Raw genomic sequence first — 21,513 nt, 5'->3', positions numbered from 1 at the left:
GACCCCATATTATCAGCCCGCGGCACAGCACGGCATTTCCGTCTATTGGTCTGCGCCGATGAGCAGGCCGGCGAACCGCCGCAAGCTTACCCCGCGCGCCGTTCCGCCAAAAGCCCGTCCAGGCGCTGCCGTATAGCCAGGTCGCGCGGCCTGAGCTCCAGCGCCGCGTGATAAGCTGCCATCGCTTCCTCAGTCCTGCCTGCCTTCCGTAACAACGCGCCCAGGATCGCAAACGCCTCGCCGTCGCACGGGTCCAATTCCACGGCCTTGCGGAGGGCATCAACGGCAGCCGTGGTATCCCCTGCTTCGTCCAAGGTTAGCGCTAGATACCGATGCGCAGGGCCGAATGCTGAATAGTCGCCAAGTACTTCGCGCCATTCCGCCAGCCGGTTTTCCGCGCTGCAATGCCGCAACAGTAGTTCGTACAGATGCCGGTACGGAACATAGTAGGCTGGGTCCGAGTCGATGCCGCTCCGGAAAACGGTTGCCGCGCCTTCCCAGTCCCCTTCCGCCGCCAGGGTCTCCCCCAAGCCCACGAGCCAAGTGAGGTTGGTGGGCCATGAGGTCAATCCATCTCGATACAGTTGTTTGCTCAGAGGATAACGCCCAGCCGCTCGCAGATTGGCGGCTTCGAATGCCCGATAGAATGGGAATTCCTCGACGCGCAACGGGAGCATGTTGTAGCGGGTCAGACGCTCGTGGCCCCAAGTCAACGTCTGATAGGGCCGCAGCATGCGCCTGTCGGCGGGGAGGGTAAAAATCAGAGCCCGGGGAAACTGCTCCTCATGCGTTACTTTGTACAGGCCGCGGAACTCGTTCTCGTGCGCGCGCGGCAGCGCGACCCCCACAAACCGGGACCACCGTGCGCCGCTGTTCCGGGGCGTGTCGTACACGGGAAAGAAGAGTCTCGCGGTACCCTCAGCGCCTGTCGGTTCAATCGTCAAGGTCCATGACAGGCTGTCGGGCAACCCATCGGATGCCGCGTACACGATCTGGACTTCCCGCCGTTCAAGGCTGGCCTGCAATTCCACGGCAAGCTGATCGTCACGGTAACGGCGATCATGAGATTCCGGCCGGCAGAATTGGCTTTCCAGTGGCTCGCGTAGATGAAACAGGACCGCATCGTCCTTGGGTCGGGCTTCCACCTCAAGCGCCCGCAGTGCGGCGGCAGCGTATTTGTCCGCAAGCCGGCTCACGGTCCGGGTTTGATAGGCGCGCGCCGCCCATAGGGGCGCCAGAATTGCAGCTGTCGCAGCGACGGCGAAAAACAGCATGCGCCGCAGCGCAGGGGCGCGCCACCAGCGCGATGGCGGCCACAGCAGCGCCACTGCACCCCCGCCTCCTCCTCCGCGTAACGTATAACTTAAGACGCGCAAAGCCTGATGGATTAAGAAACCCACTATCCAAAGTAGAACGAAGGCCAGATGAAACGCATGTCGATATTGAAATTGGATGCAGATGTATCCAAAGAAATAGAGCGACAGCACGAGGACCGTTCCGGCTAACCGTGTGCTTTGTGCACTCAAAATCAACAATGCCGCTACGGCGCACAGGACCCCATACCTTTGGAGACAAGCATGTGGCGGCGGCGCAAGGTCCGGATACGGCCAGAATGCCCCACTGAGCACCCACAAGACTGTGGCATAAGCCCGTAACAGCATGTCGGCGGGAAAAGTCTTCACGACATCGATGACGAGCTGCCGACCTGCTTGTTCCTGTTCCGGCGTATCGTCATGAAGCGGTTGTTCCTGGTCAAGCGCGCGCCGCGCATAAGCGTTCACCGTGGCCCATGCAAGGCAGTCTCGGAAGTGATACTGCCGCTCATACGACGCCCGCTCGAGCCCCAGTCGGTCCTCCAGCCGCGTCGCCAATCCCATGACCACATCATGACTCGGGGTGCCGGACTCGATGTATGCATTCCGAACCGGCCAAGAGAAGACCATGTAGGACACGAGAAATACCACGACGCCCGCAACCCGTTGCAGGTGAGGCCTCCTCTTGTCCCCTCGAGGACAGCATGCAAGGGCAAAGATACAGGGGATGAGACAGATGCGGATATCGTGGCGAAAACCCAGCCCCACGCCGACAACAAGGCCAAGCGCCGCAGCCAGACCAAGGAGAGCGCGAAACTTGACGGACTTCCTGACTACGTGCCCGATAAGCAGCATCATGGCAAGGATAAACGGCGCCTTGAGAAAATCCCGCGGCTCCAGCACCATGTCGAACATAAAGGGCGTCATCAAGAAGAGCATTGCGCCTGCCGCGCTCAGAACCCGGTTCATGCCCAGGCGAAACAGACCGTAGGCGATAGGAAACAGCATTGTATAGAACGCCAGGAGCAGGACCTTCAGCGTGAGCCATGAGATGCCGAACCAGCGCCACGCCAATCCTATCGTATAAAGCAGGTAGAGGTGTTGGCCGTGGTGGAAATGCAGCGCTTGCGTCGGCAGAAGATCGGGAAGTCTAGCGACATCGAGGGAAGCCGTCTCCTGATTAAGAAACGCACTCACCTCCGGGCACTCGGCAAGCGCTACCTCCTGAAAACCCTGGCCCCGGGCAATCATGATCGCGGGCCCGAATGAAAACCACGGGAGGGCAAGCGTCCTTTGTATGAAAGGCGGACCGCCTATGCCCACAAACATCCAGGCGCCTATCAACGTTGTTGCAAGGACCATTACCAAAGGCGGAGCTGCGGAAAGCAAACATGCTCCTGCCCCGCTCAGCGGCCGTGTCCAGAGACTCTTGCCCATCTCCATTTCAACCCCACTCCGGGGCATTGGGGGTTGGGGCTTTCCGACAGACCGCGTCTCGCGGCACAGTTTGCGAAACGGGCGGTACTATGTACCGGCGGGCATTACGCGGTTCAGCGGCTTACCAGACCGATGCGCCTGATTGCCTATCCCGACTTAAATGCCCCATGCCAAACAGCACGGAAACGTACTTCCCTTCCGGTCTTCACCGTAGCTCCCCGGCGTGTGCGTTTCCCACACAAACTGTAACGGCCCCAAGCATGCCTGCACTGCCACGACAGACATGCTCAGGCCGACCTGAATGTTGCACCAACGAGCCGCCCGTGTCAAGGACCTTGGTTTTCCCACGCCCAAATGCCTTGAACGACCTGCAAGGTCACTCTCTCATGCGGCTCTTCGGCAGGGGGATTCGCATCGCGCCGCTCCCGCCGAGGTGCGGTCGGCATTGACTGGGCGGTGCGGGCGTGTCTTAATAGGGCAAGACCGCCGGGGTCACAAGAGGAGACGCGTCATGGAAGAGATGAATCGCAGAGCATTCTTGAAACACGGCGCGGCCGTGGGCGTGGCGGCGGGGGCGCTCGGGTTTTCGGTGAGCGCCGCCGGCGCAAACGACCGGGTCGTTATCGGATTGATGGGCTGCGGCGGGCGCGGTTGTTACCTGGCGGACCTGTTCGCGAAGCGGAGCGACGTGGAAATCCGGCAGGTGGCGGACCCGGACCTGCGCCGCGCGGAGAAGTGCGCGAAGAACATCGAGAGCGTAACGGGGACGCGCCCGGAAGTGCTGCAGGATTTCCGGCGGATGCTGGATAACCCCGAGGTCAACGCAATCATCAACGCGACACCGGACCATTGGCATGCGCTGGGCACGGTGCTCGCCTGCCAGGCGGGCAAGGATGTGTACGTCGAGAAGCCGACGTCGCACAACATCTGGGAAAGCCGGAAGATGGTGGAGGCCGCGCGCAAGTATGCGCGCGTGGTCCAGGCCGGCACGCAGAACCGCAGCGGCGCGTATTGCCAGAAGGCGTTCGACTACATCCAGTCGGGAGAACTTGGCGAGGTGCACTTCGTGCGCGTGTTGAACAGCAAGGTGCGTTCGCCCATCGGGCGCAAACCCGATTCCGAGCCGCCGGAAGGCGTCGATTACGACATGTGGCTTGGTCCCGCGCCCACGCGGCCCTTTAACGAGAACCGGTTCCACTATAGCTGGCACTGGTTCTGGGACTTCTCCGGCGGCGACATCATCAACGACGGCGTGCATCAAATTGACATCGCACGCTGGATGATCGACCGGCAGTATCCGAAGAGCGTGACCTCAGCGGGCGGCATCCACTTTTTCAAGGACGACCAGGAAACGCCCGACACGCACACGGTCAATTGGGACTATGACGGGTTGACCATGGTCTTCGAGCAGACGCTCTGGACGCCGTACCTCAAGAAGACGGACGTGCCCGCGCGCGACGAGGACGGCATTCCAAACTGGCCCTTCAACGGCACGCGTATCGAAATCTACGGCAGCAAGCAGTTCATGTTTCTCGGGCGTCACAGCGACGGCTGGCAGGTCTTCGACGCAAACGAGGAACCGGTTCTTGCGGAGACCGGCCAGTTCATGGCGATGCAACTGGCGCACATCGCCGATTTTATTTCGTGCATACGGTCCCGGGAATTGCCGCGGGCCGATATCGAGCAGGTGCACTATTCGACACTGCTATGCCACTATGGCAATATCGCGTACCGCACCGGGCGGCGCCTGCACATCGATCCGGCGACGGAAGGGTTCATCGGCGACGACGAAGCAAACGCGCTCGTGAAGCGTGTCTATCGCGAACCCTGGGTCGTGCCGGACCAGGTGTAGAGACACGCGATGTATACGTCGAGACGCGCGTTTCTGCGGTGGACGGGGTCGGGCGCTGCCGCGTTGGCCTTGGGCGGCGGCATGCGGACTTCCTCCGCTGCCGCGCAGCCGCCGAACATCCTCTTCTTGCTCACCGACGATCAGCGCTTCGACACGATTCATGCGCTGGGCAACCCGAACATCCAGACGCCCGCGCTGGATGCGTTGGCGGCGCGCGGCACGGCGTTCACAAACGCGCACATCATGGGGTCGACGCTGCCCGCGGTTTGCGTGGCCAGCCGCGCCATGCTGCTGACCGGAAGGCCGCTTTTCCATCTGCCTGCATCCCTGCTCGGGCCGGGCAGCGTGCCGCCCGTGGCGGACTCGAGTCCCTGTGTCACGTTCCCGGAGCAATTCCGCGCGGCCGGGTACCACACCTTCGTGACGGGGAAGTGGCACAACGGTAAAGAGTCTCTGACGCGCGGATTCGCGGCCGGGGCCGCGATCTTCTTCGGCGGCATGTCCGACCATTCAAAAATGACCGTGTTCGATTTTGATCCGTCGGGCGAGTACCCGAAGGGAAAGGCTTACACGGGCGGCGCATTTTCGAGCGAACTGTTCAGCGACAGCGCCGTCCGGTTCCTGCGCGACTACGACGGAGATGCACCGTTCCTTGCGTATGTTGCATACAGCGCGCCGCACGACCCGCGCACGCCGCCGGGCGACTACGCCGGCAGGTACGCGCCGGACAGCCTGCCGCTGCCGTCGAACTTCCTGCCGGAACATCCGTTCGACAACGGAGAACTCCGCATCCGCGATGAGGAATTGGCGCCGTGGCCGCGCACGCCCGAGACGGTCCGCGGGCATCTCGCCGCGTATTACGGCATGATCTCCCATCTCGACGCGCAGGTCGGGCGCGTGCTCGAGGCGCTGGAAGCATCGGGCCGGGCCGGAAACACCATCATCGTCTTTGCTTCCGACAACGGGCTCGCCATCGGCAGCCATGGGCTGCTGGGCAAGCAGAATCTCTACGAGCACAGCGTGCGCGTACCGCTCATCTTGTGCGGCCCGGGAATCCCGCGCGGCGAACAACGTGACGCATTGTGGTATCTTTCGGATGTGTTTCCAGCCTTGTCCGGCCTTGTGGACCCAGCCGCGCCGGAAGGCGCAAGCGCCGCGTCCGCGTTCACGGGCGCGGGCGCGCAAGGCCGCGAATTGCTTTTCTTCGCGTACCGCGATGTGCAGCGGGCCGTACGCACCGGACGGTGGAAGTTTATCCGCTATATCGTCGGGGGCCGGCGCACCGCGCAACTCTTCGATTTGGAAGCCGACCCCGGCGAATGCGTCAATCTCGCCGGGGAGCCGGCGCACGCGGAGCGTGTCGCGGAGATGCACGCGTTGCTGCGGCGGGCCATGAGAAAGGCGGACGACCCGTGTTACGACGCGTGGTATCGCGCGTGAAGGGCGCCTTGCGCGCCGTGTGACCCAAAAGCTACTCTACATCCTCAATGCCCACGGGCTGCGGAGAGGCGCGCATGAAAAGTCAGTATGTCAATCGGCTTCAAGAAGGCGACACCGTCAACGACTACTTCGTCGCGGTGCGGAAGGACTTGCGGCCCAAGCAGTCGGGCGGCCATTTTCTGGGCATGGTCTTCAAGGACAAGACCGGCGACATCGGCGGCGTGCTCTGGAACAACGCGGCGGAAGTGGCGCGTCTGTTCGAGGTGGGCGACGTGGTGAACGTGCGCGGGCGCGTGAACGTCTACCAGGGCAACCTCCAGATTCAGGTGGACCAGGTGCTGCCGCTGCGCGAGGGCGAATACAGCACGGACGACCTCGTCTCCGCCGCCGAAGACACGGGCGCGGACCTGAATCGGCTGCGCGCCGTGCTGGACACGATCGAGAACGCGTGGTTGAAGCAACTCGTGGGGTCGTTTTTTGAGGACAGGGCGTTCATGGAGCGCTTTACCTCCGCCGCGGCCGCGAAAAAGTGGCACCATGCGTATCGCGGTGGGCTGGTGCGGCACTGTTACGAGATGGGGCGCATTGCGCAGACCATGTGCGAGCTTTTCCCCGAATTGGACCGGGACCTCCTGCTTACCGCCGTGTTCCTGCACGATATCGGCAAACTGCAGGAGATGTCGCACGACCTGTTCGTCGACTACACCACCGAGGGCAAGCTGATCGGGCATGTGCAAATCGGCGTGGACCTGGTGCAGGACCGCATCCGCGCGATCGACGGGTTTCCGCGCAACTTGCGCATGGAACTGATACACTGCGTCCTGTCGCACCACGGCGAGTTCGTGAACGGCGCGCCGGTGCTGCCGAAAACGTTAGAGGCCGTCGCTCTTTACCACATCGACAACCTGGACGCGCAGACGGCTGCTGTCGCGCGCGTTATCGAGGAAACGCGCGACAAGCGCCAAGCCTGGTCGGACTTCCTGCCGCTGATCAACCGGGTCATCTACGCGAAGGAACGGTAACGGCCCCCCGCCGCCCGCCATCCCAGCGGTTGGGCCTTATTCTCCGGCTGCCTGTTCAGGCGCGCGGGTGAAACCGCTTGTGGGCCTGGGTGAGGCGTTCCACGCTGACATGGGTGTAGACCTGCGTCGTGCTGATATCGGCATGCCCGAGCATTTCCTGCACGGCGCGCAGGTCGGCGCCGTTGTCGAGCAGATGGGTCGCGAAGGAGTGGCGCAGCATATGCGGTGTGACATTCTGCGTGATGTCGGCCGAGCGCGCGTACCGCTTCACAATCTTCCATACCGTGGTCCGGCTCATGCGCCGGCCGCGCGGCCCGAGAAACAGCGCGTCGTCGTGGACCGGCCCCGCGTTGCGTACGTCAAGCCATGCGCGCAGCCGTTCTATGGCGCGAGCGCCCAAGGGTACCAGCCGGACCTTCGACCCCTTGCCGCGCACGCGCAGCTGGCTCTCCTCCAGCGATACGTCACGCAGCGGCAGTTTCGCAAGCTCGGAAATGCGCAGCCCGCAAGAGTAGAACAGTTCGAGCAGGGCCGCGTCGCGCACGCCGGCCGGAGCCGCGTTGTCCGGTGCGGCCAATAACCGCTCCACTTCTTCGCCGTTGAGCACATGGGGCAAGCCACGCCGGAGCCGCGGCGTCTCGAGGTCGGACGCCGGGTCCAGACGCACGATACCTTCCTCCTTGAGAAAGCGGTGAAAACGCCGGATTGCGCTCAAGTGACGCGTGATGGACCGCGCCGCCATGCCCCCGAGCCGCAAGCCGGTCAAATGGTCGACGATATCCTCGCGCATAATGCCCGCGGGCGCGTCGATGCCGGTTTCCTCGAGATAGTCGAGATACTGGCGCAAGTCCGCCGCATAGGCGGCCAAGGTCCGCTCGGCCAAGCCCGCTTCGAAGACGACCATCTGGATAAAGCGGTCCAGCAGCGGCCGCAGCGGATTTGCCTCCTCTTCCGCGGACATGGTTGACGCTCCACGAGACCGTTGTCAGACAACAAGGCCCCGGCGCACGAAGCACCAGGGCCTGAACGCTGCTTGCGTATGCGGTAACGGCCTGAGGCCGTTAGATATTAGTTGACAACCGTGATCTGGAATTCGGCGCGGCGATTCAGGGCGCGCAATGCCGGCGTGCTGTTGTCATTCAGCGGGGAGGTCTCGCCTTTGCTGACCGACTGGATGCGCTCCGCGGCGACACCCTGCTGGACCATGTACGCCTTCACGGAATCCGCGCGGCGCTGCCCAAGGCCCATGTTATAGGCGTCGGTGCCGATATTGCAGCAGTGGCCCAGCACGACGACCGTGTCGCCCGGATACTGCTTCATTGCTTCGACCAGCTTGTCGATCTCGGCCTTGCCTTCCGGCTTCAGCACGGCGCTGTCAAAGTCGAACAGGACATTGTTCATCAGGATGGCCGTGCGCACCGGCGGGGCTTCCGGCTGCGCGGGCGGCGCGGCAATCTGTTCCGCTGGCGGCGCCGCCGGCTCCCACATGCTGTAAACAATGCCGCGGTTGCCCCACAGTTCGCCGTCATCGGCGTTCGAGGCGGGGACGGTCGGCCACCACCAGTAACCGGGATGCTTCACGCACTTGTACGGTTCCGGCGTCGCGCCTGTGTTGCCCCACCAGGACATGTCGTCCCAGACTTTCGCGGCCTGCGCCGTGCCGGCGACCAGAGCAGCCATCAACGCCAACATGACTACCTTCTTCATTGCTGTCTCTCCTTCTGCACGTAGACTTGTTACCTGTCCATTCTGGCACGACGCCTGCCCCGTCCAGGCGTCCAATAACTCATTTAACCAAACTTACACGCTCGTGTCAAGAATTTCTTGACCCTGTCCCCCTCCACCGGATCCTGGGGAGTGGAGGTCTCCACTGGTCACAGGCTAAGTGTAGCACATGCTTGCGGCTCATGCAAGTCCCGTTCCCCGCTTCCTCCGGCACGGCGGCGGCGCGTTTGCCGGCCCGTCTTTTCCAGTCCGGATGGACGGTTTCGCGCCGCCGCCGTCACGTTCAGGAGGCGCATGCCAGACGCCGCCGCAGGTCCACGAGCGCCCGCTCGACCTCAGGGGGCGCCGCGACGTCTATGGCTTTGCGCAGCTTGGGAATGGCGCCGCCGACCTTCTTGCCCGAGCGCACCGTGCCGAAGAGGTGCCGGCTTACGGTAGACTGGCTGACCGAGAGCAGCGCCGCGATATCCTCCTGCGTTTTACCATCGATGTAGTACAGCCGCAGGATTTCCCGCTGCCGCCGCGTCAGCTTGCTGTCGATGAGGCCGCGGACCACGGGGGAAACCGCACGATAGAAGTCTTGCATCGCATAGCGCCGCTCGCGGTCCGTATCCGTCTCGAACCAAAGGGCCGCATGCGAGGAGAACCGGTCCAGACGCGACGCGTCCGTTGCGACTTCCCAGTATTCGGGGTTGAATGTAGCCATGGTCTGTATTCCTCATCGTCCTTGCGGCCGTCCGTATCGCCGGCCGCATTTCCCGATCCCGCCCTGTCGAACAGGACCCCAAAAACACATCGCCGCAGGTTGGGCTGGGCCTCACCTGCGGCGACTTACCGTTTCTTCTGGAGCTTGTGTCTAGCTCACGGCTTTGCCCTCAGGAGGAGCGCCCCGCGCCGTAATGGCATGCGTGCGTACCCACTGCGTAAAGCAGATACGCCACATTGCCATGCGCTTATTGTTATACCGCGGGGCCATCTTGACTCCCTTGTTCCGTCGTGAACGTAAAAACCTTATCAGAAATCCCTGCCTGGATGCAAGAACTCCCTCGCCGATACACGGGTCTATGCATACTCCGGCCGCTACGCGCCAGTCTCCGCTTGTACATTTTTGAACGCCGTCTGGCCACTCATCGGCCCTTTGTACAGAATTGAACAACTGCAATCAGCCGCGAATACGGCGATAAATCAATAAATCTCTGCCGGTTCTGCCGGAAACGTATTTGCTGGCACGACACTTGCTCTCTTGCTCATGCATTTTTTCGTCCAAACTCGTGTAAGGAATCATGCACTATGGCCACGCAAACAGCAGTCGTCGAATTTGTGGACACGGTGGATGGGGACCTCCCTATGGAGGGCAATCAGGCAACCATTCTAATTGTGGATGACGAGAACGGTCCGCGTCAGGCGCTGAGAATGCTGCTCAAGGAGGAGTATCGCGTCTTGACCGCGGACGGTGTCGCCGCGGCGATGGCGTTCCTGGAGCATGAGGTCATCGACCTGATCATTACGGACCTCCGGATGCCCGACCAGTCGGGCATCGACCTGTTACGGCAGGTGCGCGAGCGGTTCCCGGGAGCGGAGGTTATCATTCTCACGGGTTACGGTCAGTTGGGCACGGCGGTCCAGGCGATGGACTTCGGCGCCTTCGCGTACATGGAAAAACCGTTCGACAACAACCAGATGCTGGCGCGCGTCCGCGCCTCTCTCGCGAAACGCCGGGAGATGCTCGAACACCGCGCGCTGGAAGAACTGGCGTTTCAGGCGAACCGGTTTGAGACCCTGGGCCGTCTGGTCACGGGGACCATGCACGATCTCGGCACGCCGCTGTCCGTCATCGGCACGCATATCGAGATGCTCCTGCGCAACCCCGACCGGCCCGACCTGGACGCGCGTCTGAAGACCATGAGCGCGCAGATCGATCATTGCACGGACATCGTGCGCACGACGATGAACTATCTGCGCCAGACGCCCGGCAAGCGCACGCCCTACTCGCTGAACACCGTCGCAACCGCGTGCCTGGACGTGGCCCGCCCCATTCTCACCAAGCAGGAGATTCTGACGGAAATGACCCTCGACCCGGACTTGCCCATGCTGACAGGCGAAATCGCGCTGGTCCGTCAGGCGGTGCTGAACCTGGTCACCAACGCAAGCCAGGCCATGCAGGGCATGCCGGCGCCAAGGGTCATTCGCGTCCACAGCTGGCAAGAGCCGGGCTGGGTCTGCCTGTCGGTGGAGGATAACGGGCCGGGTATCCCGAAGGAGTTCCGGTTTCGGATATTCGACGCCCTGTTCACGACGAAAGCGGAACGGGGCACCGGGCTCGGGTTGTCCGTGGTGAAACACGTGATGGAGCATCACGGCGGTGACGTGACCTTTGAGGAGCCTGACAACGGTGCCGGCGCGCGTTTCGTGCTCCGGTTTCCCGTTGTGTAACTGCGCCGGCACGGCCGCGGGACGCTTTGGCCATATCAGGGCCTGCGGGCCGGCGTGCGACGGAGGGGAGGCCGTTGCACCGGCCCGCACGGCATTTTCAAACGGGACGGCGGCACCGCCAACCGGCCGCCCGCTTCTGCTATACTGGCCCCTGCGCCTTTTCCGGAACTCACGAGGCGGCCATGGTCTACTATCGATGCGACGGTTGCGGCGCGGAATTGACGCGCCAGGCATTGCGCTACACGGTCACGATCGACGTGCGCGCCGCCTATGACGAGATCGAGGTGCATCTTGCCGACCTCATTCGCGACCACCGCGCGGAGATTGTGGCGCTGATTGAACGCATGCGGGGCCAGGACCCGAGCGAGGTCGAAGACCAGGTGTACAAGCGGTTCAGCCTGGACCTGTGCCCCGCGTGCCACCGCGCCTACCTGCGCGATCCCCTGCGGTTCCGCGCGGGCGCGGGGAGCGCGGACGAAATCGATATCGACGGTTTTCTCCGTTCGCTCGGATTCGGCAAGACCCGCGGAGAGGAATAGCGTTCGGCTACCGCCGCGGCCCGTTGCCCGAGTCGTCGCGCAACGCCGCCACGAGCCACACCACGAGCACCACTGTAAGCAAACCCATGAACAACACATAAGCGGTCATTGCCGTGTTTCCTTGCCGTGCGACAGTCAAGAACAAGCTCGATCATACCCAATCGGCACGGCTCGGGGCATGGCAGACCCTTCGCCAGAACGGCGAAGCCCGCCCTGCGCGTGTCACCTGCGTCTTGCGCCGCGCGCGCCGCCGCGTTAGAGTATGCGTCCCGCGCAATATCGCGCGCCGTCCCGCAAGAACGTCAGCGAGCAAGGAGAAACGCCATGAAAGTGGGTATGCTCACCGCGCCCTTTAGAAATGAATCCTTCGACACGGTGCTGGAATTCGCGGACACCGCGTCGATCCCGTGCCTCGAGGTCGTCGCGTATCCCGGCAGCAAGCACATAGACCCGGCCAAGATGACGCGCGCCGTCGCGGACGGCATCATGCAGAAACTGGAAGATCGGGGCCTCGAAATATCGAGCCTGGGCTATTACACGTGTGACATCACCGACGCCAAGAAAGTGAAGGCCGTCCAGGCGCACGCGAAGAAGACCATCGACGCGGCGGTCATGCTCGGCGTGAACGTGGTGTGCATGCTCAGCGGGTTCCCCGTGCCCGGCATGACGAAACTCCAGACGATCCGCAAGGTCCTGCCGAAGGCGTTCGGCCCGGTCCTGACTTATGCGCGAAAGAAAAACGTCAACATCGCGCTCGAAAACTGGTTCCAGACGTGTCTCCAGGGCATCGACACCTTCGAGGCCATGTTCGAGGCCATTCCGGACGGCCATTTCGGGCTCAATTACGACCCGTCGCACCTGTACCATCAGGAATGCGATCATCTGCTGCCCGTGTCCCTGTTCGCCAAGCGCATTTTCCACACACACGCGAAGGACACGCTCGTCGACAAGGCGAAACGCGCCAAGACCGGCGTCTACGCGGACGGCTGGTGGCGCTATGTGGTCCCCGGCTTCGGCAACATCAATTGGGGCGAATACGTAAGCCACCTGCGCGCGAACGGCTACGAGGGCGTGCTCAGCATCGAGCACGAAGACGACACCCAGACGCGCGAAGAAGGGTTCATGCGCGGCGCCTGGTATCTCGAGCAGTTCTGTTGAGCGGCGGCGCGGCCTCCGCACCGTGCTGATTGTCCGCCACGGGCCGCGGACGCTGTCGCACGTCATTCATGGCAAGCCGGTTACCGCGGCCCGTCAATTGCACTCGGGTTCGAGGGGGCCGGCCAGTTCCTTGAGGAAGAAGAGGCGGCCCGGCAGCGTGGGCATGAACGTGCTGGGAATCCACGGCGTCGGGGCGTGGTGCAGCGTCGCCCAGAGCGACATGCCCTGCCACATCATGCCGCGGCCCAGCGCGCCGTCCGCCCCGCCGATGATGCGGTCCGATTTGAGGAAGAGCCCCGGCCCGACGGTGTTGGCGCGGGTCGATACCAGCGTGGTGCGGCTCTTGAAGCTCGTAATGGCGTTCTGTTCGATGGTCAGGGGGCACAACTGCGCCGCGAGCCGGTATTCGGCGGCTTTCCACTCCTTCAGCGAGTCGTATTCCGCCGCGAAGTGCGGTTCCCAGAAGGCGATGTGGCACGCGCGGCCAATGCCGAACACGGTGACAAGCCGCGCGCCCTTCTTGCGCAGTGCGGCGATCAGCGCGGGGTAATGTGGCAGGTCGCTCTTCGTCGCGAAGTGGCGTTGCGCCTTTGGCACCGTCAGCTTGCCGAGCGGCGCGTAGAAGGCCTGTTCCATCGCATTCTGGAATGCGCCGGGGTCGCGCGAGGGCAAGGTGGCGCCGTTCGCGTCGCTCCATTCGTCCATGTTGAACCCGTGCACGTGCCTACAGTCCACGCCCCATTCCTTGAGGAAGTAGACGGCCCACCGGTACATGCCCATCGGCCCGACGGGCAAGATGAACATAATGGGCTTCTTCGCTTTCTTCGCATGCGCGATCTCGAGGGCAATCTCGTGGCCCATCATCGTGTCGAAATCCTCGAGCGTCTGGCAGGGCACGGGCTCGAATTTCCTGTTCCACCAGGATTCCCGCTGCACAATGGTCGCAGGCGCGCGGGCGCACAGCCGGTCCAGTTTTTCGAGGTCCCATCCGGCTGGAAAGAACCCTTCAAGCATCGAATTCCTGATGGTGCTGAGCAGGTTGATGGCCATGTCTTGACCCTCCGTTGATGTATGGTACCCGTCGCTTGGCGCGGCGTCACGCCGGCGCAAGTTTTTCCTCCACACTGCGCACTTTTTCTTCCATCGAATCATCCCGGTCGACCCGAGTGCTGAGTTTGATCGTGGTGCAGATCCGGGGCGCGCCCATGGCATGCACCGTCTCATGACAGCGCCTGACCGCGGCCATGACCGCGTTCCAATCGCCTTCGACATTCGTGCCGTATGCGTGCAGATGCGTTTTCAAGCCTGCGTCGCGCAGCACGCGCACGCACGCGGCGATATATTCCGAAAGCGAAACGCCCGCTCCAACCGGTATCACGCACAAATCAACAACGACCTTCATGGCCTACTCTCCTGATGACCCCAGTTCGCGGCGCGTCACGTGGTGGATGACAAAATTGGGCCGCCGTCTCACTTCATCGTAGATGCGGGCGACGTATTCGCCGACCACGCCGATCCCAAGCAAGTTGATGCCGCCGAGAAACGCCGTGGTGATCAACTGTGACGCCCACGCTTTCAGGGCCAGGCCCACGATGAGCTTGTGGTACAAAGCCCATAGAATCAGCACGGCAGACAGCACCAGCGCCGCCATACCGGCCAGCCGGAATACGAACAAGGGCACGTAAGAAAAGGAGAAAATGGCGTTCATGGCCAGCTTCCACTGGCCCCGGAAGCCCAGCCGCGTCTTATGCGCGCGCCGCGCGCGCCGCGCCACGGGCACGCCGGCCTGCCGGAAACCGACCCATGCACGCAGCCCGCGCAGGAAACGGTTGCGCTCGGGCATGGCGCGCAGCACGTCGGCGACGCGCCGGTCGATGAGCGCGAAATTGCTCGCGTCCGATGGCAGTTCGATATTCGCCAGCCAGCCCAAGAGCCGGTAAAAAGACCAGAAAAAGAACCGGTGCAGCCGGCCTTCCTCGCGTTTCGTGCGGACGGCGTAAACGACCTCGTAGCCGTCGCGCCATTTTTCGAGAAACGTTGCGATGGCCCCGGGGTCGTCCTGGTGGTCGGAATCCATTACTACGATGGCGTCGCCGCGCGCGTACTCGAGCCCCGCCTGAATCGCCGGTTCCATTCCGAAATTGCGCGCCAGATGGACCACGGTCACGATGCCGGGCCGCGCGGCGGCGCATTCGTCGAGCACCGCGTCGCTGCCGTCGCGGCTGCCGTCGTTGACCAGGATGACCTCGTAGCCGTTTTCGAGCGTGATCGCGTCGAGCACGGCGGCTACATCCTCGAGAAAAGGAACGATATTGTCGCGCTCGTTATAGACGGGCGCAACAAGCGACAGAACAGGGCGCTTATCGGATTCCGGACTCATGAGCACAAGGTATAGCAGAGGCGCCCGGCGCGCCGCCACGTTGCCTCTTCGCGGTGGCGGCGGCCTCTCGCGCCTATTCTTCAGGGCGAACGGGCAGGAGCAACGCGCTGGGATGCGCCTCGTCGCAGTAAACGCGATTATGCGCCACGCGCATGGGCTTGCCCGGCTCGGGATAGTCCGCGCCGGTGCTCGGGTTCACCTCGAAGCGCGGATAATTGCTGCTCGAAACGTGCAACCCGATCCGGTGTCCTTTGTTGAACACGATGCTGGTGCTCCACAGGTCAATTTCCAGCGCGACGACCTGGTCTGGGCCGGTCAGCGGCGGCTGGGGCTGTTCGAGACTCGACCGGTACTTTACGCGATGGATGCCATCGAGGATATTCAGTTCGCGGCCGTCGCCGTCGGGGTAGATATCGACCAACTTGGCGGTGAAATCCGTGTCGGGCGCGTCCGAGGACACGTACAACCGGACCGACACGCGGCCGGTGACCTCGACCGGCTCAAGCAACGGCGCGGTGGCGAATTGCAGCACGTCCTTGCGCGTCTGGCCGTATTTCCGCTGGTCCTGCGGCCCGTGCGGCACATTGAAGAACAGGTTCGGCCCGCCGCGGGTCGGACAGGGGTCGTTCGGGTCATAGACGAACTCGAGCGAGGCCGCATTTGCGCTGGGGGACGCCGGGGTCAGCGCGCCGTCCGCGTGCAGGTAGTGCGGCGCAATTACGGTCGCGAAGGGCGGCCACGTTTCCGCGGTGCGCCACTCGTTGCCCGGCGCGTTCGGGTCGCTGTCGTCGCCCATGACGAAATACTGGACCTTCGGCATGCCCGTCAGCGCCTCGCAGTCGCCTTTGAGGTGGCAGTCATAGAACGCGCGTTCCAGCCGGCCCGTGCCGACGGCCATGCCGTTCTTGGCCTTGGGATGGTAGTCCATGGGCACGCCGCCCTGGTGCGGCGTCCAGTTCATCACGAGATAGTTTCGTCCGCGGGCTCCTTCGCCGCCGTTGCGTTCGCGGGACGTGAAGCCGTCGATGGTCCCCTGCTGGAAGATATCGTACCAGCCGCCGCAGAACACGGCGGGCGCCGTAATGTCCGCCGCCCTGGCCACCGTGTCGTAGGGCGCCCAGACCGGACCATAGGACGGCTCGGCCTTGTAGACCGCGATGAGATGGGGCTGGAACACGCCGTTGAGCCAGCCCTCGACCAGGTTCCTTCGGAACACGCCGCCGTGGTACAGGCCATGATGGTAGAAACTGGCGGGAGCGCGGTGAATGACCTGCGCGGCCAAGCCGCGCGTCGCGGGCGCGAGCAGCATCTGCGTCATGCCGAGCGCCGAGCCGCCGTACGTGCCAATCTTCCCATTGCACCACGGCTGCGCGCGCATCCACGCGACCGTGTCCGCCCCGTCGGACAACCCCGGACGCCAGCCGTCGGCATAGAACACGTGCGGCTCGCCTTCGCTCGCGCCCATCCCGCGCAGGTCCTGCATCAGGCACGCATAGCCCGCCTCGCGGTAGCCGTCGTTCAGGAAACCCTCCATCGGGAAGAACCGGCCATAGGTCGAACGCAGCAGAATCGCTGGCCACGGCCCGTGACCGTCGGGAAGGTACACATCCGTGGCCAGACGCGTTCCGTCGGTCATCGGAACGCGGACGTGTTCCGTGGGCTCTTCCGCTATGGCGCCCGGCAGAAAAGCGAGCGACGCCATGCCAATGAGCAGGCCATACCGCACCAACCGCGCTTCCGGCATCATGATCCCTCCGCCCTGTCGCAACCGCGCGTTCAAAAGCTATAGACCGCGTGAACGGACACCGCGTTTCAGCATTGGGCGTATGCGGCTGCCTTCCCGGCTTCAGCATGTGCTTTCCGGGAATTTGGGGGGGCGCGCTTGTCACGTTTGCGCCCGATTCCTTGCGCCATTACACTACGCCACGGGTGCAATGGCCTCGAATCTGGGCAACACATCTCGAGGATTGGTCCAGTGCAGACAGAACAGCGACAGGAATTGTACGCTTATGCGTCCCGGTACTTGATGGGCGGGGTCTCGTCGAGTTTCCGCCGCAACCCGTTCACGGGCGAGCCGCTCTACGTGCAGCGCGCGGAAGGCCCGTATATTCACGATGTCTCCGGGCGGCGGTTCATCGACTTTTTCATGGGGCATGGGGCGTGTCCGCTCGGGCACAACCGGCCCGAAGTGGCGGAAGCGATTCAGCGCGCGCTCGCATGCGGGCTGTTCGCGGAGCACGACAGCTACCTGACCGCGGACCTCGCGAGGAAGATCGTGGAGCACGTGCCGTGCGCGGAGAAGGTGCGCTATACGAATTCGGGCAGCGAGGCGACGCTGCTGTGCCTGCGGCTCGCGCGCGGCTACACGGGCCGCGAGAAGGTCGTGCGCATCGACGGCCATTTCCACGGCGTGCACGACTACGTGCTGTGCAACAACCTCGCGCACAAGATCGACGCGGACAATCCGGGCGGCCGCCCCTCGCGCATCGGCGGGCTGACCGCGGGCATACCGCAGGCAATCCGCGACACGCTGTATGTGATTCCGTGGAACGATGCGGACGTATTCGCTGCATTGGCCCGGGACAAGGGCCACGAGATCGCGGCGATCCTGATGAATCCCATTGATTACAACAACGGGTGCGTCACCACCACGGCCGAATATCTGCGCGCGGTGCGCGCGACCTGCGACCGGCACGGCATCGTGCTCATCTTCGACGAAATCCTGTCCGGCTTCCGCACGGGCATCTCGTGCGCGCAGGGGTATTATGGCGTGACGCCCGACCTCTGCGCGCTGGGCAAGGCCTTGACCAACGGATTTCCGCTCGCAGCCGTGGCGGGCCGCGACCGGATCATGGAGAAGATTATGGACCCGGACGACCCCGTCGTCGCCGGGGGCACGTTCTCGGGCAACCTTCTCGGCTGCGCCGCCGGGCTCGCGGCCATGGGCATCATGGAAACGCCCGGCTTCTACGATGCCTGGCTGGGCCGCGCCGACCGGTTCCTGCGCGCGGTGCAGGATCGCTTCGGCCGCGCCGGGCTGCCGGTGAGCGTGCAGTGGCTTGGCGCGAACTTCTTCCTCTATTTCGGCGTCACGGAGCGCGTTACGGACTACACGCAGTTCGCGAAGCTCGACCGCGAAACGATGAAGCGCTTCTTCAGGCGGTGTATCGAGGAGGGTCTCTATTTCCACACCGATTTCACCGTCTCCGCGCAACACACGGAGCCCGTGCTGGACGAGGCGCTGGCGGTCATTGAGAAGGTCCTGCGGACGCTGTAACTCGACGCGGCGTCGCGTAGGCCTCACGCGCCGGGGCTAGTCGCGCGCATCGAGTTTCGGCGGGCCGAGACTGCCCGCCGTGCGCTCGTATTGGCCCTTGCCCAAGCGCTGGTACTTCGTGAACCCGAGCCGTTCCAGGTTCTTGTCGCTCATCTGCGCCTTCGTCGCGCTTTCGCTCCACTTCCCCGCGATATTCGGCGCCTCATACACGCGCACGACGCGTTCGCCCGTTTCCGGGTGCCGCGTCAGCGGCGGATCGCTCATCCGCCGCACCACCTGGAACGTGTCGCCTTCCGTCCCGTCCTCGTGAATAATCTGGTACGTATAAATGGGCATGCTGAAAGCCTCTGCGCTGTCAATCACATCATATATTATACGCCGATGCGTCCGGGAAGAATGCAACACGGAGACGCCGAGGCCGCAGAGCAACGTGGAGGAGGTCACATGGGAGAGGCCCGTTCAAGAGAATTGCCGCGCAGCCTCTATCTGCAATTCTCCGCGTCCTTTGCGACTCTGCGTTGGATTATTCTGGTGCGCTCTGCGCAAGAGACGGCTCCGCTCAGGGCGCTCGGCCGCACGAAGATCCGAGGATGACATGCTGTATAGCCTGAATAACCCGATACCTTTGCCGCTCGAGCGTATCGCTGAGATCGTTCAGTTCTTCCAGGCGCTCCTGGCCTCGCCAAGGGCGCCAAGCATTACCTCTCGCGTTGAGCAAGCAATTCGCCTGTTCCGAAGCCTGCCTCAGGACCAACAACGTGACCAGCTTGAACACTTACGGCGACAAGCTGGCGCTGTTCGGGTCGGTGCTGACGCACCTCTTCGGACCAGACAGCGACATCGGCGTGCTCTTCGAATACGACCCGGACCACGTGCCGAGCTTGTTTGATGTCGCCGAAATGGAAGAAGAACTCAGCGCACCGCTGGGCCGCAAGGCCGACATGCGAACACCGCGCGGGTCCAGTGTGCTGCTTGAACCGGGTCGCGTCTGCGTCCGGCGCATGACTTCGCTTAAATTCCCCGCGCAGTCTCGTACGCCGCGATCTTGTCTTCGAAACGCAGCGTAAGTCCGATCTGGTCCCAGCCGTTGAGCAGGCGTTCGCGGAGGAACGGGTGCAGGTCGAAACGGATAATGCCGCCGCCGGGCCTGGTGACCGTCTGTTGTTCGAGGTCGACGGTCAGGTGGTAACCTTCCTGAGCGCGGACTTCGGCGAACAACTGCTCGATGGTCTCAATGGGCAGCGTGATGGGCAGCATGCCGTTGTTGAAGCAGTTGTTGTAGAAGATGTCCGCGTAGGACGGCGCGAGGATGCAGCGGAACCCGTAGTCGTGGAGCGCCCAGGGCGCATGTTCGCGCGATGAGCCGCATCCGAAGTTGTCCTTGGTCAGCAGGATGCTCGCGCCCTGGTAGCGCGGCGCGTTCATCTCGAAATTGGGGTTCGGCGTCTTGCCGTCGTCGAGATAGCGCCAGTCGTAGAACAACATGTCCTCGTATCCCGTGCGCTCGATTCTCTTCAAAAACTGCTTCGGGATGATCTGGTCCGTGTCCACGTTGAGCGCTTCGAGCGGCGCGACTATGCCGGTGTGTCGGGTAAAAGGTTGCATGAGTAAGGCTCCTGATTTTTGGCAGTCGTCAATCTGGCTGGTTGGCGTCCCGAAGACTCGCTTGTGCCCGTCCCCGATTGTTGTTCCGGGCTCATACGGGAATTCCTTCCGGAGTCACGAACCGGTGAAACGGAGTGGCGCGCACGAGCGGCGTATCCCATTGGCCCTTGGTGCGAATGATGGCCGACAGGACCTCGCCGGCATCCAGTTCGAGTGTGTAAAGTGCCTCATGTATGTCGCGGTCGATTTCCCGCGCCTTTTCGCGGTCCAGCAGTACAAGGAAGTTCCAGTCCGAATCCAGCTGGGCATCGCCACGCGCACGGGAACCATACAGAATCACCTGCGCGTTCGGATCGAAGCGCAATACGATTGCCTTGACGGCTTGTATGAGTTCCTGATTACTCACTGGATGCCTTTTCTCGATCAATTATCGCGACAATCTCCGCCACGAAGCATTCAGCGGCGGGAAGCCACTCCTCGACCTGCTCTTGCGTAGCGTCCGAGAAGTCCACGTAATCGAACTGCTGGCGGTAACGGAAGAGCGCGCCATACAGGTCACTCGATGAAATGCTCACCAATCCCGGACGTACGAAGTGCTGATGCAGCAACGATCGGACGCCCGTATGTTTGGTACTGACCAGGTTCCTGATGGCGAGCAAGGCGGTTACCGAATAGAAACAAGCGTAGTAGAGCCTGTTTACACAGGTACTGAGACTTCCAAGCTCAAACAACGATCTCGCGTCGCGAAGGGCTGTACGCGCCCGTTCAAGTCTGTAACGAACCAATTCCCGCTGTTCCGGAGTCATACGACGACTCCTTCCCTCGACACGGCAGCGTGGAACGGGGTTGCCTTCAGAAGCGCGGAATCCCATACCCGCTTCGTGCGGAAGAACATAGAAATGATCGTTCCAGTCTCCAACTCGAGCTCATTTAGCTGGTGCTCCAGGTCTCTCTGCGTTGTTCGCGGAAGTTCTTCATTTAGCAGCACCAGGAAGTCCCAGTCCGAATCCGGCTGGGAATCGCCACGCGCACGGGAACCATACAGAATCACCCGCGCGTTCGGATCGAAGCGCAGTACGATTGCCTTGACGGCTTGTATCAGCTCCTGATCGGTCATGCTACTGTGTTCTCTCTCACTTTCAGCCCAATTATACGTCTTTTCGCCGTGGCACGGGCGTCTCGCCCGTGATTGAAGAACATGGGGGGCGCCCATGCCGCGCTATTTGTATTCCCACTCGCGGATGTCGACGAAATGGCCTTTGACGGCGGCCGCAATGGCCATGGCCGGGCTGACGAGGTGCGTGCGGCCGCCTTTTCCCTGGCGTCCCTCGA

General features: G+C 62.7%; 21 protein-coding genes. 8 read left to right on the top strand and 13 right to left on the bottom strand.

Annotated elements, in window-relative coordinates:
* Positions 1-86 precede the first annotated feature (86 nt).
* On the bottom strand, positions 87-2,564 hold the full coding sequence (locus KA184_16035) for a hypothetical protein (GenBank protein ID MBP8131089.1): 2,478 nt from the start codon (positions 2,562-2,564) through the stop codon (positions 87-89).
* Between the two features lie 697 nt (positions 2,565-3,261).
* On the opposite strand from KA184_16035, the gene KA184_16030 reads away from it, so the two are divergent.
* The 3 genes from KA184_16030 (at position 3,262) to KA184_16020 (ending at position 7,064) form a co-directional block, all read left to right on the top strand.
* Positions 3,262-4,602: a Gfo/Idh/MocA family oxidoreductase gene (locus tag KA184_16030; GenBank protein MBP8131088.1), complete on the top strand. Its 1,341-nt coding sequence runs from the start codon at positions 3,262-3,264 to the stop codon at positions 4,600-4,602.
* Positions 4,603-4,611: 9 nt separating this feature from the next.
* A complete protein-coding gene (locus KA184_16025) occupies positions 4,612-6,042 on the top strand; it encodes a sulfatase-like hydrolase/transferase (protein MBP8131087.1) in 1,431 nt (476 codons plus the stop codon).
* Between the two features lie 74 nt (positions 6,043-6,116).
* Positions 6,117-7,064: an HD domain-containing protein gene (locus KA184_16020; GenBank protein MBP8131086.1), complete on the top strand. Its 948-nt coding sequence runs from the start codon at positions 6,117-6,119 to the stop codon at positions 7,062-7,064.
* A 55-nt stretch (positions 7,065-7,119) separates the two neighbouring features.
* Here the strand turns inward: KA184_16020 and xerD are convergent, their stop codons facing one another.
* The 3 genes from xerD to KA184_16005 all read right to left on the bottom strand — a co-directional run bounded on the left by xerD (position 7,120) and on the right by KA184_16005 (position 9,495).
* Positions 7,120-8,025, bottom strand: a complete 906-nt coding sequence (gene xerD / locus KA184_16015; protein ID MBP8131085.1) for a site-specific tyrosine recombinase XerD — start codon at positions 8,023-8,025, stop codon at positions 7,120-7,122.
* Positions 8,026-8,132: 107 nt separating this feature from the next.
* Entirely contained in the window at positions 8,133-8,771 is a 639-nt protein-coding gene (locus tag KA184_16010; protein ID MBP8131084.1) for an OmpA family protein, read from the bottom strand.
* A 301-nt stretch (positions 8,772-9,072) separates the two neighbouring features.
* Positions 9,073-9,495: a sigma-70 family RNA polymerase sigma factor gene (locus tag KA184_16005; GenBank protein MBP8131083.1), complete on the bottom strand. Its 423-nt coding sequence runs from the start codon at positions 9,493-9,495 to the stop codon at positions 9,073-9,075.
* A 584-nt stretch (positions 9,496-10,079) separates the two neighbouring features.
* Here KA184_16005 and KA184_16000 point away from each other — a divergent pair.
* The 3 genes from KA184_16000 to KA184_15990 all read left to right on the top strand — a co-directional run bounded on the left by KA184_16000 (position 10,080) and on the right by KA184_15990 (position 12,919).
* Positions 10,080-11,222: a hybrid sensor histidine kinase/response regulator gene (locus KA184_16000; GenBank protein MBP8131082.1), complete on the top strand. Its 1,143-nt coding sequence runs from the start codon at positions 10,080-10,082 to the stop codon at positions 11,220-11,222.
* Positions 11,223-11,404: 182 nt separating this feature from the next.
* On the top strand, positions 11,405-11,761 hold the full coding sequence (locus tag KA184_15995) for a hypothetical protein (GenBank protein MBP8131081.1): 357 nt from the start codon (positions 11,405-11,407) through the stop codon (positions 11,759-11,761).
* A gap of 324 nt (positions 11,762-12,085) precedes the next feature.
* Positions 12,086-12,919, top strand: coding sequence for a sugar phosphate isomerase/epimerase (locus tag KA184_15990; GenBank protein ID MBP8131080.1), 834 nt, complete (start codon positions 12,086-12,088; stop codon positions 12,917-12,919).
* Positions 12,920-13,012: 93 nt separating this feature from the next.
* Here the strand turns inward: KA184_15990 and KA184_15985 are convergent, their stop codons facing one another.
* From KA184_15985 to KA184_15970, 4 genes are read right to left on the bottom strand one after another with little or no spacing between them, the layout of a single operon-like run.
* Positions 13,013-13,963 carry a glucosamine-6-phosphate isomerase gene (locus KA184_15985; protein MBP8131079.1) on the bottom strand — a complete coding sequence of 317 codons (951 nt, stop codon included), beginning with the start codon at positions 13,961-13,963 and terminating at the stop codon, positions 13,013-13,015.
* A 52-nt stretch (positions 13,964-14,015) separates the two neighbouring features.
* Positions 14,016-14,321 (bottom strand): MTH1187 family thiamine-binding protein, encoded by a 306-nt coding sequence (locus KA184_15980; protein ID MBP8131078.1) that lies wholly within the window; start codon positions 14,319-14,321, stop codon positions 14,016-14,018.
* 3 nt (positions 14,322-14,324) lie between these two features.
* The gene (locus tag KA184_15975) at positions 14,325-15,338 is read right to left on the bottom strand and encodes a glycosyltransferase family 2 protein (protein MBP8131077.1); all 1,014 of its coding nucleotides are present in this window, start codon (positions 15,336-15,338) and stop codon (positions 14,325-14,327) included.
* Positions 15,339-15,372: 34 nt separating this feature from the next.
* Complete coding sequence (locus KA184_15970; GenBank protein MBP8131076.1) at positions 15,373-17,046, bottom strand: CocE/NonD family hydrolase; 1,674 nt, start codon at positions 17,044-17,046, stop codon at positions 15,373-15,375.
* A 228-nt stretch (positions 17,047-17,274) separates the two neighbouring features.
* On the opposite strand from KA184_15970, the gene KA184_15965 reads away from it, so the two are divergent.
* A complete protein-coding gene (locus tag KA184_15965) occupies positions 17,275-18,576 on the top strand; it encodes an aminotransferase class III-fold pyridoxal phosphate-dependent enzyme (GenBank protein MBP8131075.1) in 1,302 nt (433 codons plus the stop codon).
* A 36-nt stretch (positions 18,577-18,612) separates the two neighbouring features.
* On the opposite strand, the gene KA184_15960 is transcribed toward KA184_15965, so the two are convergent.
* Positions 18,613-18,912 (bottom strand): FmdB family transcriptional regulator, encoded by a 300-nt coding sequence (locus tag KA184_15960; protein ID MBP8131074.1) that lies wholly within the window; start codon positions 18,910-18,912, stop codon positions 18,613-18,615.
* 422 nt (positions 18,913-19,334) lie between these two features.
* Here KA184_15960 and KA184_15955 point away from each other — a divergent pair, with 422 nt between their 5' ends.
* Entirely contained in the window at positions 19,335-19,643 is a 309-nt protein-coding gene (locus KA184_15955; GenBank protein MBP8131073.1) for a nucleotidyltransferase domain-containing protein, read from the top strand.
* Here the strand turns inward: KA184_15955 and leuD are convergent.
* The 4 genes from leuD to KA184_15935 form a co-directional block, all read right to left on the bottom strand.
* A complete protein-coding gene (leuD, locus tag KA184_15950; protein MBP8131072.1) occupies positions 19,588-20,181 on the bottom strand; it encodes a 3-isopropylmalate dehydratase small subunit in 594 nt (197 codons plus the stop codon). The genes KA184_15955 and leuD overlap by 56 nt on opposite strands.
* A 91-nt stretch (positions 20,182-20,272) precedes the next feature.
* Positions 20,273-20,587, bottom strand: coding sequence for a nucleotidyltransferase domain-containing protein (locus KA184_15945; GenBank protein MBP8131071.1), 315 nt, complete (start codon positions 20,585-20,587; stop codon positions 20,273-20,275).
* Positions 20,580-20,987, bottom strand: coding sequence for a HEPN domain-containing protein (locus tag KA184_15940; GenBank protein ID MBP8131070.1), 408 nt, complete (start codon positions 20,985-20,987; stop codon positions 20,580-20,582). Before KA184_15940 ends, KA184_15945 begins: the two co-directional genes overlap by 8 nt.
* Positions 20,984-21,298 (bottom strand): nucleotidyltransferase domain-containing protein, encoded by a 315-nt coding sequence (locus tag KA184_15935; protein ID MBP8131069.1) that lies wholly within the window; start codon positions 21,296-21,298, stop codon positions 20,984-20,986. Before KA184_15935 ends, KA184_15940 begins: the two co-directional genes overlap by 4 nt.
* Positions 21,299-21,513: the final 215 nt, after the last annotated feature.

This window comes from Candidatus Hydrogenedentota bacterium (assembly GCA_018005585.1).
Taxonomy (GTDB): Bacteria; Hydrogenedentota; Hydrogenedentia; order Hydrogenedentales; family JAGMZX01; genus JAGMZX01.
Note: the sequence above shows the minus strand (reverse complement) of the source record. Positions and strands in the feature narration are given on the sequence as shown.